Origin of the sequence: Bradyrhizobium sp. NAS80.1 (assembly GCF_001908205.1) — a bacterium.
Lineage (GTDB): Bacteria > Pseudomonadota > Alphaproteobacteria > Rhizobiales > Xanthobacteraceae > Bradyrhizobium.
The window spans coordinates 1-13,596 of the sequence record NZ_LGHL01000139.1 but is presented as its reverse complement, the minus strand read 5'-3'; the positions used below and the strand labels follow the sequence as shown (position 1 = coordinate 13,596).

Here is a 13,596-nt window from a genome sequence, read left to right as displayed (position 1 = left end):
CGGGTATTGGCTGGCGGCGTCTTTCGGGTCATCCGTTCGGACGACCATAGAGGGTGAGGCATGATCCGCGGGTTTTTCCGACTGATTGGGCTGTTGCTGCTCGCCGGCGGGTTCATCTTCATGGTCTATGACGGCGCCCGCTGGGTGGCCGACCAGACCCTGCGGTTCACCCGGTTCGGCCAGTTCTGGAACGACATCAATCAGGCCAGCCAGTCGGCATTCCGGACCTGGGTCGAGGCCAAGGCCCCCTGGCTCTGGACCTCGGTCATCCGCCTGGTGCTGGATCAGCCGGTTTTCGCTGTCCTCGGCATTCTGGGCATCCTGCTGATGATCCTGTTCCGGCCGCGCAAGCCCTTGATCGGTTATTCCCGGGATTGAGCGCCGCACTCGTGCGGCGTAACGGGGCTGCCCCTTCCTGCGTAGTTGCCTATATTCCAACTGATCGCGAGCACGCCGCCTGAGCGCCTGGCTCACGCGATGCGACAGCTCGTTTCCGGAGATCCGTCCATGCTGTTCATGCGCAAGACCACCGCATTGCCGAGCGCAGCCGAAGCGCTGCCGGGCCGTGCGCAAGCCATTCCGACCGCGACCATTCATTTCGTCAACGGCGCAAAGTTGCAGCCGCCTTATCCTGCAGGCCTCGAGCAGGCGGTGTTCGGCCTCGGCTGCTTCTGGGGCGCCGAGCGCAAATTCTGGGAGCTCGGCGATGGCGTTTACGCCACCGCTGTCGGCTATGCCGGCGGTCACACGCCGAACCCGACCTATGAAGAGACCTGTTCGGGACGCACCGGCCACACCGAAGTGGTGCTGGTCGTGTTCGATCCGAACAAGATCTCCTATGAGAAGCTCTTGAAGACGTTCTGGGAGAGCCACAACCCGACGCAGGGCATGCGTCAGGGCAATGATGTCGGCACGCAGTACCGAAGCGCGATCTACACTTACTCTGACGCGCAGAAGAGGGCGGCCGAGGAGTCGAAGGCACTCTATCAGAAGGCGCTTGCTGCCAAGGGTCTCGGCGCCATCACCACCGAGATCGCACCCGCCGGCCCGTTCTATTTCGCCGAAGACTACCATCAGCAATATCTGGCAAAGAATCCCGCCGGCTATTGCGGCCTCGGCGGCACCGGCGTGTCCTGCCCGATCGGGGTCGGGGTAAGCGCGTAAGCGCAATCGAGACGGTGCACGTTACTTACCCTCCCCTCCAGGGGAGGGTGGTGTCCTCCCGAAAACCCTTTGTTAACCATACCGAGTGCAAGAGTGGAGCTGTCTCGTTTTCGGGGATGGCTCAAGTGCCGGTTGCACGCGCGTTTCGATGGTCGATCTTGGCAGCGTACGCCGCGCTGGCCCTTGGCGGCTGCATGCAGACCGCCGGCCCCGTCGCGATGGTGCAGCCGCGCCCCGATCTCGACTCCATGGCTTATGGCCAGCCCCACAGTGCTCCGCAGCCGGTTGTCGTTGCCGATGGCGGCGGCGCGATCGGCGCGCTGCGCAATTCCTTTGCTTCTTCGCCTGCGCCCATGCCGGTCGGTTACGGCGCGCCGATGGCGGCGCCGGTTCGCTACCATCTCGATGCCGGCGACAAGCTCCGCGTCGTCGTCTACGGCCAGGAAGGACTCACCAACAGCTACGCCATCGACGCCGGCGGTTCGATCACCATGCCGCTGATCGGCGCGGTGCCGGCGCGTGGCCGCACCACGGCGGGCCTCGCCGGCGAAATCGCCGCGCGGCTGCGCAACGGCTACATCCGCGAGCCTTCGGTTGCCGTCGAGATCGAGGCCTATCGCCCGTTCTTCATTCTCGGCGAGGTCACGGCGCCCGGCCAATACCCCTACGTGCCGAACATGACGGTCGAAAGCGCGGTCGCCATCGCCGGCGGCTTCTCGCCCCGCGCCAAGCGCGACGTGGTCACCGTCACGCACACCGAAGCCGGCGGCTCCGTGCGCGCCGCCGTGCCGCTCGGCACACCCTTGAGCCCCGGCGATACCGTGTTCGTCGGCGAGCGCTGGTTCTAAGCAAGTCTTTCCGTCATTCCGGGGCGCGCGTAGCGCGAACCCGGAATCCATCGCGCCACCAACTCCGCGGCCCGATGGATTCCGGGCCTGCACCGCTTCGCGGCGCATCCCGGAATGACAGCGGAGTGAGACGGCCGCGCGCTATTTCAAATGCTTCGCGAAAAAGTCCAGGCTGCGCGGCCAGGCGATGTCGGAGCTGGCCTTGTCGTAGCTCGGCCGCTCGTCGCAGTGGAAGCCGTGCTGGGCGCCGGGGTAGATGAAGACCTCCACATCCGGCCGCTTCGCCTTGATGGTCTCGACGTCGGCGAGGGGAATACCTTGGTCCTTCTCACCGAAATGCAACTGCGTCGGTGCCTTGGGCGTCTCGTCGGCAAAGCGCACGACCGCGCCGCCGTAATAGCCGATGGCGGCCTTCAGGCCCGATAGCCGCGTCGCGGCGGCAAAGGCGACGCTGCCGCCCAGGCAAAAGCCGATGATGCCGACCGGCCCGACGTTCTTCACCGCATCGATCGCCGCTTGCGTGTCGCGCAGCATCGCCGCCCAATCGGGATTGGCGACGAATTTGCGCGCCTCGGCGATTTCGTCGGGCGTATAGCCCGACTGGAAGTTCGGCGAGGTGCGGTCGAAGATCGACGGCGCGATCGCGACATAGCCTTCGCTGGCGAGGCGGTCGCAGACCGAGCGGATGTGGTGATTGACCCCGAAGATCTCCTGGATCACCACCACTGCGCCCTTCGGGGCACCTGCGGGATCAGCGCGATAGGTGCCGAGCTGAAAATTGTCGGAGGCCGTCAGTTTGATGTCTTGTCCCACGCGGGTTGTCCTTCTTGGTTGATCTTTGATCCGAAGCCTCAGCTATCTCCCCTCATCCTGAGGAGCGCGTCAGCGCGTCTCGAAGGATGCAGGCCGAGACGCGAGAGCCTGGCCTTCATGGTTCGAGACGCGGCTTCGCCGCTCCTCTCCATGAGGAGAACGAGCTACTCCCACATCCAGTTTTCGCCGTAGTCTTCCTTCCATCCCGCCAGTCGACCGTGGCGGAATTGCAGGAACAGGCGATGGCGGTAGGGGATCAATCCGCTGCCGCCGATGTTGCGCAGGGCGAGATAGATCTCGTTGCCCGGGCGCCCGCGAACGTACTGCAGGGGTTGCCCAAGTGCGCGCGCGGTCTGCTCGGCGTCCATCCCGAAAGCAAGCGGTGTGTTGTTCGACAATGTCGCAACGAAAGGCTTGCGAGACGGCGCAGTGTTAAACGGCTCGGCCTGCGCAGACGCAGAGAGAAGCGTCGCCACCACACCCGCAGCCAACATCGCTCGCTTCATTGCCTGTGTCCTTGTCCGGCCAGCCTATCGCGGCAAGTTCTTCAGGAAAGGCAGTACCGCGTCAACAAAAGCCTGCGGCTGATCGATGTTGACGGCGTGGCCGGCGGCCGGGATCACGACCTTTTGTGCGCCGGGGATCTTTGCGGCCATGTAGTCGGACGCCGCCAGGAACGGCGCGTCGTCGGCGCCGACCACGATCAGCGACGGCACCTTGATGTCGGGCAACAGCTCGATCACGCGCGCGTCGCGCTGGGTCAGCATGCCGCGCGCCGCAAGTGCCAGTCCCTTGGCATTGCGATGGCTCGCCGTGGCGCGTTCGCGGGTCGCCGCTTTCAGGACCTCGAGGCCTTCGTGATCCAGCTTGTCGGCGGTGGCGAGCGCGCGCGTGTTCCAGGCCTCGCGCGCGTCGTCCTTCTTGAAGCCCGGCCCGGTGTCGATGATCAGCAGTGCGCGGGTGCGCTGCGGATGGGCGCGGGTGAAGGCGAGCGACATGTAACCGCCGAGCGACAGCCCGCCGATGATCGCGCGCTCGGCGCCGACCGCATCGAGGATCGCCGCCATGTCGCCGACGGTCAGAGCTTCGCTATAGGCTTTGGGGTCATCGGGATAATCGGACTGGCCGTGGCCCCGCATGTCCCACAAGATGAGCTTGTGGTTCTTGGCGAGCGCATCGACCTGGCCATGCCACATCGCCGAGGTCGAGGAATAACCGTGGGTCAGCAGCAATGGCGGACCCTCGCCATGGACCTCGTAGTAGATCCCGACGCCGTCCCGATCGATCCTTGGCATTGTTTCCCGCCCTCTTTGTTCGTCGTTGTTTCGCGTCGATCCTAGCCCGACCGGTTACCTGGAAGAAACTGCTCGAACGGGATGCCATGCATGTCTGGCACGAAGTCTGACGCTGTCTGTTGTGTTCAGTCGCTGCGCCAGCGCTGTTGTCGCAACGCACAACGAGCAGGTGTCGAGATAGTTTCGATCGATTCCAAATTGCATTTGCCACGACACGTGAACGCGATCATTCTTGCTACCAAGGCGCGCGCCGGCCCGGTGGGCGTCCGCCAACACAAGTTGCCGCCGTAAGCGGCTTCATGCACCGGCAGGGGAAGACGCCTATGCCAACTCTCACCATCAACGGGCGGAGTATGTCCGTGGATGCGGCGAACGACACGCCGCTCCTCTGGGCCATCCGCGAGCAATTGCAGATGACCGGCACCAAGTTCGGCTGCGGAGCCGGGCTGTGCGGCGCCTGCACGGTGCACGTCAACGGCGAAGCCGTGCGCTCGTGCCAGACCATGGTCGGCGATGTCGCCGGCAAGAAGATCACCACCATCGAAGGTCTCTCCGCCAAGGGCGATCATCCGCTGCAGAAGGCGTGGATCGCCGAGCAGGTGCCGCAATGCGGCTACTGCCAGTCCGGGCAGATCATGCAGGCGGCTTCGTTGCTTGCGAAGAATCCCAATCCGACCAAGGAAGAGGTCGTGGCGCATATGGACGGCAATCTCTGCCGTTGCATGACTTATTCGCGGATCCAGAAGGCGATCATGCGCGCTGCAACCGAGATGCGCACCGCATCCGCCTCCGGCAACGAGCGGAGGCCCACATGAATCAGCACGTGAAAAACGTCACATCCGAGACGACCGATCTCAGCCGCCGTTCTTTCCTCGTCGGCACGGCCGCGACCGGCCTCGTGCTCGGCTATGCCGGCGTGCCCGGCGTTGGTGAGGCGCTTGCTGCCGCTCCCGCGAATTTCGAGCCGAGCGTGTGGTATGCGATCGCGCCCGATGGCCTGGTCACCGTGACCTGCGGCAAGGCCGACATGGGCCAGCACATCGCCTCCACCATGGCGCAGATCGTCTGCGAGGAGTTGGGTGCGAAGTGGAGCGACATGCGCGTTTCGCTCGCCTCCAACGATCCGAAGTTCAACGACCCCGTGCTGGGCGCGCAGATCACCGGCGGAAGCTGGTCGACCATGATGAACTTTGACGCCATGAGCCGCGCGGGCGCCGCGGGGCGCATGGCGTTGACCGAGGGCGCGGCTGCCGCAATGGGTGTGCCGGCGTCAGAGCTCGTGGTGCGCAATTCCGTGATCTCGCATCCGAAGTCGAAGAAGCAGATGTCGTTCGCCGACATCGTCAAGAGCGGCAAGGCGACGAAAACCTTCACGCCGGACGAGCTCAAGGCGATCAAGCTGAAGACGCCGGATCAGTACACCATGATCGGCGTGTCGGTGCCGCAGCTCGACATCCCCTCCAAGACCAACGGCACGGCAAAGTACGGCATCGACGTGATGCTGCCGGGCATGGCCTATGGCGCGGTGGTCACGCCGCCGGTGCGCTTCGGCGCCACGGTGAAATCGGTCGACGACAGCGATGCGAAGAAGGTGCCGGGCTTCATCAAGGCGGTCACCCTCGACGACAAGACCCAGACCACGTCGGGCTGGGTGGTCGCGGTGGCCAACACCTATGCCAACGCGAAGAAGGCCGCGGCGGCGCTGAAGGTCAGCTATGACGGCGGGCCGAACGCAAAGCTGTCGAGCCAGTCACTGCTTGATGAAGCAAAACGGCTGCAGGGCCTGGATGATTCCGGCCAGTTCTTCGTCAAGGACGGCGATCCGAACGCAGCGTTTGGCTCGGCCGCAAAGGTGCTGGAGGCGGAGTATACCACCAGCATCAACATCCATGCGCCAATGGAGCCGATGAACGCCACCGCGGAGTTCAAGGGCGACATCCTGCACATCTATTCCGGCAATCAGTTCGCGACGCGCTCCGGCGCGATCGCGGCGGGCGCCGCCGGGATCGATCCGAAGTTCGTGGTTATGCACCAGATGTGGCTCGGCGGCGGTTTCGGCCGCAGGCTCGATGCCGACATGATGGTGCCGGCCGTGCAGGCGGCGAAGGCCATCGGCAAGCCGGTGAAGGTGATCTACACGCGCGAGAACGACATGACGATGGATTTCTCGCGTCCGCTCACCTATCAAAAGGTAAAGGCCGGCGTGGACGGCGACGGCAAGCTCGTTGCACTCAGCCACGACGTGGTCTCGGCCTGGCCGACCGCGCGCTGGGGAATCCCTGACTTCCTCACGCCCTCGGTCGACAAGAAGGGCCCGCTCGACTCCTTCACGGTGAACGGTGCGGACTTCTTCTACACCCTGCCCAACCATTATGTGCGCGCGATCAAGAACGAGCTCGCGCACAACGCCACGCCGTCGGGCCAGCTCCGCTCGGTGGCGCCGGGCTGGACCTTCTGGGCGGTCGAAAGCATGATCGACGAGATCGCGGCTGCGACCGGCAAGGACCCGGCGCAGTTCCGCATCGCGTTGCTCGACGGCAAGGGCAAAAACGACGGCGGCGCGCAGCGGCTGCGCAACACGCTGCTCGCCGCGATGGGGCTCTCCGGCTACGGCACCAAGCAGTTGCCGAAAGGCGAGGGCATGGGCGTCGCCTGTGTCTCGTCGCAGGAGCGCGCAACCGCGAGCTGGACGGCCTGTGTCGCCCATGTCGCAGTGGCGCCGTCGGGCGAGGTGACCGTGAAAAAACTCACGGTCGCAACTGACGTCGGCACGCAGGTGCATCCCGACAACATCCATGCCCAGGTCGAGGGCGCGGCGCTGTGGGGCCTGTCACTGGCGTTGTACGAGAAGGCAACGCTCAAGGACGGTGGCATCGAACAGACCAACTTCGACAGCTACAAGCCCTTGCGCATGAGCCAGGTGCCGGAGGTCGCGGTTGCCGTGATCGCGAATGGCGAGAAGGCTACCGGCGTCGGCGAGCCCGCGGTGACGGTCGTCGCCCCCGCGATCGGCAATGCCATCTTTAACGCCTCCGGTGCCCGGGTGCGGGCGCTGCCGATCACGGCTGAAGCCGTGAAGGGCGCGATGAAGGCGTAAGCCGGGCTGAGATCGTGACGTGAAATGGTCCGCCGGAGGGCAACCTCCGGCGGATTTCTTTTGGGTGTCCGGCATCTCCATATTTGCCGTCATGCCCGGCCATGACGGAGAAAAATCCCCTTATGCATCAATGGCCGGTTTACTTTGCATGGGGTTGTTTTCGCGGTTTTGCTGGGAGCCGACTGCGCAGGCAAATCCGTAAAATTGCGCCCAATTCCACAGGGTTCCATTGAGCACGCCTCTTAAGGCCCGGAGAACCTGATCCGGCTTAGGCTGACGCCAAATACACTCCCATGTTTTGGGGAAGCCATGAACGCCTCAGCCAAACCCGCCGCCAAACGCAGGCTTCTGCTCGCTTCCGACCAGGGCGATTCGAGCAGCGAGCTCGCCAGCATCCTGAAGGCGGTCGGTGACGTCTCGACAGTCGCGACCCATGACATTCCCGAGCAGCCGTCGCGCGATCTTTCCGGCATCGTGGTCGACATCAACCTGCGCTCGCCCGAAAGCGTGCAGCGCGTGCGCAACAAGCTGCGCGCCGACGCCTATAGCTCGATGCCGCGGCTGTTCGTGCTGGCAGACGCCTTGCACCACGGCACCATGCAGGCCTGGGCGCTCGGCGCCACCGATACGATTTCGCGGCCGTTTCAGCCCGACGCGATTCTGCAGCGCATCCGCGCCGCGTTCCCGGACACCGCCGCCTATGACGCGACCGATCGCGGCAAGACGCTCAATCGCGGCGTCGAGGCGGCGCATGCGGTACTGACAAAGATGTTCGAGAAGCTGCCGCTCGGCGTGCCCCTGACCTTCGACGACGTCATCGCCTCCGAGAGCAAGATCCTGAAAGCGATCAAGCACTCCTCGCTGCGCGAATGGCTCACCACGGTCGGCTGTCACCACGTCGGCAGCTATCGGCATTGCCTGTTCGTCACCGGCTTTGCCGTCGCCTTCGCGCAGCATCTCGGCATGCGCGAGGACGATCAGCGACGGCTGACCCGCGCCGCGCTGCTGCACGATGTCGGCAAGGCCTTCGTTCCCTCCGCGCTGCTCGACAAGCCGGGCAAGCTCACTGACGAGGAGATGGCCGAGGTCCGCGAGCATCCGCGTCGCGGCTACGAAGCGCTCGCCGAGCAGGGCGGCTTCCCGCCAGAGATGCTCGACGTCGTGCTGCATCACCACGAATTCCTCGACGGCAGCGGCTATCCGAACGGCCTCTCATCGAACCAGATCAGCGACATCGTGCGGCTGACGACGATCGTCGACATCTACGGGGCCCTGGTGGAGAGGCGCGCCTACCGCATGCCCTTCACCCATTCGCGTGCCTTCACGATGATGGAAGGCATGGGCCGCAAGCTGGATCAGCAGTTGCTGCAGGCGTTCCGGCCCGTGGCGCTCGGGTCATTCTGAGCGCTCTGCCCAGCCGTTAGACGCAAGCCTCACACGTCCTGCCCGGGTTAGCTACACCAGCCAAGCTGGACCTGGGGCAAACGCATGAATGCGACGGCTTTGAGCGGCGATCTCGATATCCCCGCCGATATCGCGGCGACCCTGGTCAATCCGGCCGCCTATGCCGATGACCGTATCCACGACACCTATCGCTGGCTGCGCGCGAATAATCCGCTCGGCATTGCTCGCCCGGATGGCTTTGATCCGTTCTGGGTCGTCACCAAGCACGCGCATATCCAAAGCATCAGCCGGCAGAACGAGCTGTTTCACAATGCCGACCGTCCGACCACGTTGACGACACGCTCGGTCGAGGAGCGGGTGCGAAAGATCACCGGCGGGCCGAACCTGGTGCGCTCGCTGGTGCAGATGGAAGCGCCGGATCATCCAAAATACCGCGCGCTGACCCAGGGCTGGTTCATGCCCGCCAATCTCGGCAAGTTCGAGCCGCGTGTCCGCGAGATCGCACGCGCCACCGTGGCGCGCATGCTTGCGCGGGGCGGCGCCTGCGACTTCGTCGAGGATGTCGCGCTCGGCTATCCCCTGCATGTCATCATGGAGATTCTCGGCGTTCCCGAGGCCGACGAGCGGCGTATGCTGCGCCTGACGCAGGAGCTGTTCGGTCCCCAGGATCCCGACACGGCGCGCATCAAGGAGCAGCTTTCCGCCGAGCAGTTCTCCCTGATGATGCAGGCGGTGGTGCAGGATTTTTCCGCCTACTTCCGCAAGATCACCGAGGACCGTCGCGCCAATTCGCGCGACGATCTCGCTACCGTCATTGCGAATGCGAAGATCGGTAGCGACTACATGCCGGAGCATGACGCGACCAGCTACTACATGATCGTCGCGACCGCCGGGCACGACACCACCTCATCCTCGACTGCCGGCGCGATCTGGGCCTTGGCGAAGGACCCTGCCGAGTTCGCCAGGGTCAAGGCCAATCCGGAATTGATCCCGGGCCTCGTTGATGAAGCGATCCGCTGGATGACGCCCGTAAAACATTTCATGCGCGCGGCGACGGCGGATACCGAGCTCGGCGGGCGCAAGATCAAGCAGGGCGACTGGCTGATGCTGTGCTACGCCTCGGGCAATCGCGACGAGGAGGTGTTCGAGGAGCCGTACCGGTTCAGGAGCGACCGCAAGCCGAACCGCCACGTCGCCTTCGGCTATGGCGCCCATCTCTGCCTTGGCCAGTATCTCGCAAAGCTCGAGATGCGCATCCTGTTCGAAGAGCTTCTGCCGCGGCTGAAATCGGTGTCGCTCGACGGCGAGGTGAAGATGACGCAGGCGTATTTCGTCAACGGCCCGAAGAAGTTGCCGATCAGGTTCGAGGTGGCGTGAGTTTGCGTAGGGTGGGCAAAGCGAAGCATGCCCACCGCCTTTGTCTCTGCGGAAAGATGGTGGGCACGGCGCTTTGCGCCTTTGCCCACCCTACGGCACCGTGCTTACCCCACCATCTTCCGCAGCTCCGCCTTCGCCACCTTCTCCAGCGTCGAGCGCGGCATGTCGTCGACGAGCCTGATCTCGCGTGGCACCTTGAAGTCGGCAAGGCCTTTGCGGCACGCCGCCATCACGCTGTCATGCAGATCGGGCCGCGCGCCGGCGACGCCGCCGTGCGGGATGATGAACACCACCGGCACCTCATCCAGCATCGGATGTTTCTTCGCCACCACCGCGGCCTCGCGCACGCCGGGAACGACCGCGATCACCTGCTCGATCTCGGAGGCCGCGACGTTCTCGCCGCCGACCTTCAGCATGTCCTTGGCGCGGTCGCCGAACCTGATGAAGCCGTTCTCCAGCCGTACCACACGATCGCCGGTGATGAAGAAGCCGTGCTCATCGAAGCTTTCGCGCGTCGCCTTCTCGTTGTGCAGATACTCGGCGAACAGCGACAGGCCGGGGATTCCCTTGATCGAGAGATTACCGGTGTCGCCGACCGCGGTCGGCTGTCCGTCATCGTCGGTGATGCGGATCTGGTATTCCGGCGCGGCGCGACCGATGGACATGGGAATGTTGGGCTGGTCGACCTCGCCGATGATGCCGTGGGTGATGGTCTCGGTCATGCCCCACCAGCCGATGATCTTGACGCCGAAGGCGGCAAACGCCGGCGGCTCGTTGATGGCGGAGCCCCACAGGCGGAACTTGTGATCCTTCGGGATCTCCTGCTCGAGCAGCGCCTTCATGCAGAACGGTATAGTCGAGGTCCAGGTCGAGCCGTGCTCGCGCGCGGCGCGCCAGAACCGGCTCGCGGAGAAGCGCGGCTGGATCACGCAAGAGCCGCCGACCCACAGCGTCGCCAGCATCGAATAGGCCAGCGCATTGGTGTGGAACAGCGGCAGATAGGTCTGGTGCACGTCGCCTGCGTGCAGGTCCTCATGTGCGGCATTGATCTTGGCGCCCCACAGCGCGTTGGCGTGAGTCCAAAGCACCGCTTTCGGGCGCGATGTCGTGCCTGACGTGTACTGCACGCTGCACGGCGCCAACGGATCGGTTGCGCGTCGCGGCCGGTCGGCGCTGTCGGCGAACAACGACTCAAAGCTGTCGTCGCGCGAGACCGCTTGCGCAGGTGCCGCGCCGGCATCGTGCGAGGTCACCGCCATCCAGCGAATGTTGCGGCAGTTCTGTGCGACGATTCCCGCATAGGCCGGCTGCGTGATCGCGGCCACCGCGCCGCAGTGATCGGCAAAATATTCGATCTCGGCGGGTGCGGAGCGGGTGTTGGTGGTCACCGCGATGGCGCCGAGCTCGACGCAGGCAAACCAAGCGAGCAACGCCTCGATGCAATTGTCGAGATGAATGAGCACATATTCGCCCGGCTTGACGCCGCGCTTGGCGAGCCCCGCCGCGAGCGCGCCCACCCGCTCGTGAAATTCGCCATAGCTCCAGTGCCGTGCCGGCGCATCGAACGGTGCCCAGATCAGGAACGGATGTGAGCTGCGCACCTCGGCCCGCATCTTCAGCAGCCAGGGCACGTCGAGCCCATCGAAAGGGCCTACGATTCCGGCGGCGGTGTGTTGAATAGGCATACGTCCTCCCATGCAGCCTGCATCTTGATGGCGGCCGCCTTTGGATTATTGCGTCTTCCTGCCATCGGATGGCGCGGGGAGCAAATCGCGGGACGTATGCGGCAGTCCGCACTCTCTCCTCCGTCAGTGCGAGCGCAGCGAAGCAATCCAGACTGTCTCTGCGGGGACAGTCTGGATTGCTTCGTCGCAAGGGCTCCTCGCAATGACGGTGCTTGAGGGGGCGTGGCCCTGCCGCCCTCAATCCTCGTACGACGAGATCTCGATCAGGCTGCCGTCCGGATCCCTGCAATAAACCGAACGCAGCGTGCCGCGGGCGCCCTGCTTGGGAACCGGGCCTTCCTCGATCGCGACGCCATGTGCCTTCAAATGCGCCACCACCTCGTCGGGCGCAGCGGACGTGAGGAAGCACAAATCCTCGCTGCCGGCGGTCTGGTGGTCGGCGGTGAACCACTCCGCCTTGTCGGCGTCGCGCGGCCGGACGTTGATCTTTTGGTTACCGAATTGAAGAGAAGTCCGCGGCGCTTTGCCGCCGCCTGGGTCGAACACCTTGACTTCCATGCCGAGGATCTTGCGATACCACTCGGCGGTAGCCGCGACGTCGGCGACGTTGATCACGAGATGATCGAGGGCCTCGACCTTGACCGTCATGCCTTATCCTTTCGTCGTGATGCGCCCCGCGCACTACCCGCCTTTGGCAAGCTTTGTTACAACCGCGTCGACGCCACATTCAAGATTTCTGGCTTTCAAGAACAACACGTTGGGAGAACCCTTCAGATGATCACTCGCCGTACCGCGCTGGGCCTGCTCGCCGCCAGTCCGCTTGCAGCCAGCCCGCTGTCCAGGGCATTCGCCGCCGACTATCCGTCGCGGCCGGTGAAGTTCGTGGTCGGCTATCCGCCGGGCGGCGCCACCGATATTCTGGCCCGGTTGATCGGCCAGCGGCTGTCGGAACGGCTCGGCCAGCAATTCGTGGTCGAGAACAAGCCGGGCGCCGGCAACAATATCGGTACCGAATCCGTCGTGAATGCCGAGCCCGACGGCTACACCGTGTTGCTGGTCAATCCGGCCAACTATATCAACGCCACGCTTTACGCGAACCTCAAGTTCAACTTCGTCCGCGACATCGCGCCGATTGCCGGATTTCAGCGCGTGCCGAACGTGATGACCGTCAACAAGGATGTGCCCGCGAAGACCGTCGCCGAGTTCATCGAATATGTGAAGGCCAATCCCGGCAAGGTGAACATGGCCTCCTCCGGCAACGGCACCTCGGTGCATCTGTCTGGCGAGATGTTCATGGCGATGACCGGCTGCAAGATGCAGCACGTACCCTATCGTGGTGCGGCCCCCGCGATCACCGACATGCTCGGCGGCCAGGTGCAGGTGATCTTCGACAACATGCCCTCGATCATCCAGCACATCCGCTCCGGCTCTCTGCGCGCGCTCGGCGTCACTACCGCCCAGCGCTCGCCGCAGCTGCCTGACGTGCCCCCGATCGGCGAGACCGTGAAGGACTACGAGGCGAGCGCGCTGTTCGGCATCGGCGGGCCGAAGAACATGCCAAAGGAGATCATCGCCAAGCTCAACAATGAGATCAACACGCTCATGAAGGAGCCCGACATGACCAAGCGTCTGGTCGAGCTCGGCGGTGATCCGCTGGTGCTGACACCGGAGGCGTTCGGCAAGGAGATCGAGGCCGAGACCGCCAAGTGGAAGAAGGTCGTCGAGTTCGCCGGCCTGAAGGTCGAGTAGCGATCTTGTGATGACCGGGAATGGAGCCCTGCCGTCTGGCAGGGCTTTTTTCTTGGTGCGCCCAGCATGGGCGCACTCTTGTGGGTGGAAGTCCCATCGTAAGCTGATCATGGCGAGCGAAGTGAAGCGCAACTGCATGAGGGCGACCGAATGTGGGGAGGAAG

13 protein-coding genes are annotated in these 13,596 nt (G+C 64.2%); 8 read left to right on the top strand and 5 right to left on the bottom strand.

Translation table 11 applies throughout. From position 1 onward, the window contains the following. The first annotated feature begins 60 nt into the window (after window positions 1-60). From AC629_RS29220 to AC629_RS29210, 3 genes are all read left to right on the top strand, one after another. On the top strand, window positions 61-378 hold the full coding sequence (locus AC629_RS29220; RefSeq protein WP_027563964.1) for a hypothetical protein: 318 nt from the start codon (window positions 61-63) through the stop codon (window positions 376-378). Window positions 379-507: 129 nt separating this feature from the next. Beyond that, window positions 508-1,164, top strand: a complete 657-nt coding sequence (gene msrA, locus AC629_RS29215; RefSeq protein WP_084808322.1) for a peptide-methionine (S)-S-oxide reductase MsrA — start codon at window positions 508-510, stop codon at window positions 1,162-1,164. Window positions 1,165-1,289: 125 nt separating this feature from the next. Continuing rightward, complete coding sequence (locus tag AC629_RS29210) at window positions 1,290-2,012, top strand: polysaccharide biosynthesis/export family protein (protein ID WP_084808359.1); 723 nt, start codon at window positions 1,290-1,292, stop codon at window positions 2,010-2,012. Window positions 2,013-2,153: 141 nt separating this feature from the next. Here the strand turns inward: AC629_RS29210 and AC629_RS29205 are convergent, their stop codons facing one another. The 3 genes from AC629_RS29205 to AC629_RS29195 all read right to left on the bottom strand — a co-directional run bounded on the left by AC629_RS29205 (window position 2,154) and on the right by AC629_RS29195 (window position 4,120). Beyond that, window positions 2,154-2,825 (bottom strand): dienelactone hydrolase family protein, encoded by a 672-nt coding sequence (locus tag AC629_RS29205; RefSeq protein ID WP_084808321.1) that lies wholly within the window; start codon window positions 2,823-2,825, stop codon window positions 2,154-2,156. Window positions 2,826-2,989: 164 nt separating this feature from the next. Then, window positions 2,990-3,331 (bottom strand): hypothetical protein, encoded by a 342-nt coding sequence (locus tag AC629_RS29200; protein WP_084808320.1) that lies wholly within the window; start codon window positions 3,329-3,331, stop codon window positions 2,990-2,992. 24 nt (window positions 3,332-3,355) lie between these two features. Next, on the bottom strand, window positions 3,356-4,120 hold the full coding sequence (locus AC629_RS29195) for an alpha/beta fold hydrolase (protein ID WP_084808319.1): 765 nt from the start codon (window positions 4,118-4,120) through the stop codon (window positions 3,356-3,358). 323 nt (window positions 4,121-4,443) lie between these two features. Here AC629_RS29195 and AC629_RS29190 point away from each other — a divergent pair, with 323 nt between their 5' ends. The 4 genes from AC629_RS29190 to AC629_RS29175 all read left to right on the top strand — a co-directional run bounded on the left by AC629_RS29190 (window position 4,444) and on the right by AC629_RS29175 (window position 9,998). Beyond that, window positions 4,444-4,935: a (2Fe-2S)-binding protein gene (locus tag AC629_RS29190; RefSeq protein WP_084808318.1), complete on the top strand. Its 492-nt coding sequence runs from the start codon at window positions 4,444-4,446 to the stop codon at window positions 4,933-4,935. Then, on the top strand, window positions 4,932-7,217 hold the full coding sequence (locus tag AC629_RS29185) for a xanthine dehydrogenase family protein molybdopterin-binding subunit (protein WP_084808317.1): 2,286 nt from the start codon (window positions 4,932-4,934) through the stop codon (window positions 7,215-7,217). Before AC629_RS29190 ends, AC629_RS29185 begins: the two co-directional genes overlap by 4 nt. Window positions 7,218-7,526: 309 nt before the next feature. Continuing rightward, a complete protein-coding gene (locus AC629_RS29180) occupies window positions 7,527-8,621 on the top strand; it encodes an HD-GYP domain-containing protein (protein ID WP_084808316.1) in 1,095 nt (364 codons plus the stop codon). An 84-nt stretch (window positions 8,622-8,705) separates the two neighbouring features. After that, on the top strand, window positions 8,706-9,998 hold the full coding sequence (locus AC629_RS29175) for a cytochrome P450 (RefSeq protein WP_084808315.1): 1,293 nt from the start codon (window positions 8,706-8,708) through the stop codon (window positions 9,996-9,998). A 104-nt stretch (window positions 9,999-10,102) separates the two neighbouring features. On the opposite strand, the gene AC629_RS29170 is transcribed toward AC629_RS29175, so the two are convergent. Together AC629_RS29170 and AC629_RS29165 are read right to left on the bottom strand one after the other, a co-directional pair. Continuing rightward, window positions 10,103-11,683, bottom strand: coding sequence for an ATP-dependent acyl-CoA ligase (locus AC629_RS29170; RefSeq protein ID WP_084808314.1), 1,581 nt, complete (start codon window positions 11,681-11,683; stop codon window positions 10,103-10,105). Between the two features lie 237 nt (window positions 11,684-11,920). After that, window positions 11,921-12,331, bottom strand: coding sequence for a VOC family protein (locus AC629_RS29165; RefSeq protein ID WP_084808313.1), 411 nt, complete (start codon window positions 12,329-12,331; stop codon window positions 11,921-11,923). 126 nt (window positions 12,332-12,457) lie between these two features. On the opposite strand from AC629_RS29165, the gene AC629_RS29160 reads away from it, so the two are divergent. Next, a complete protein-coding gene (locus tag AC629_RS29160; RefSeq protein WP_084808312.1) occupies window positions 12,458-13,432 on the top strand; it encodes a Bug family tripartite tricarboxylate transporter substrate binding protein in 975 nt (324 codons plus the stop codon). The last annotated feature ends 164 nt before the right edge of the window (window positions 13,433-13,596 follow it).

Excerpts from the sequence above, each read along its gene's own strand:
- AC629_RS29185 (WP_084808317.1), top strand. The coding sequence starts at position 4,932 with ATGAATCAGCACGTGAAAAACGTCACATCCGAGACGACCGATCTCAGC.
- AC629_RS29170 (WP_084808314.1), bottom strand. The coding sequence starts at position 11,683 with ATGCCTATTCAACACACCGCCGCCGGAATCGTAGGCCCTTTCGATGGG.
- AC629_RS29220 (WP_027563964.1), top strand. The coding sequence starts at position 61 with ATGATCCGCGGGTTTTTCCGACTGATTGGGCTGTTGCTGCTCGCCGGC.
- AC629_RS29200 (WP_084808320.1), bottom strand. The coding sequence starts at position 3,331 with ATGAAGCGAGCGATGTTGGCTGCGGGTGTGGTGGCGACGCTTCTCTCT.
- AC629_RS29175 (WP_084808315.1), top strand. The coding sequence starts at position 8,706 with ATGAATGCGACGGCTTTGAGCGGCGATCTCGATATCCCCGCCGATATC.
- AC629_RS29180 (WP_084808316.1), top strand. The coding sequence starts at position 7,527 with ATGAACGCCTCAGCCAAACCCGCCGCCAAACGCAGGCTTCTGCTCGCT.
- AC629_RS29165 (WP_084808313.1), bottom strand. The coding sequence starts at position 12,331 with ATGACGGTCAAGGTCGAGGCCCTCGATCATCTCGTGATCAACGTCGCC.
- AC629_RS29190 (WP_084808318.1), top strand. The coding sequence starts at position 4,444 with ATGCCAACTCTCACCATCAACGGGCGGAGTATGTCCGTGGATGCGGCG.
- AC629_RS29195 (WP_084808319.1), bottom strand. The coding sequence starts at position 4,120 with ATGCCAAGGATCGATCGGGACGGCGTCGGGATCTACTACGAGGTCCAT.
- AC629_RS29160 (WP_084808312.1), top strand. The coding sequence starts at position 12,458 with ATGATCACTCGCCGTACCGCGCTGGGCCTGCTCGCCGCCAGTCCGCTT.
- msrA (WP_084808322.1), top strand. The coding sequence starts at position 508 with ATGCTGTTCATGCGCAAGACCACCGCATTGCCGAGCGCAGCCGAAGCG.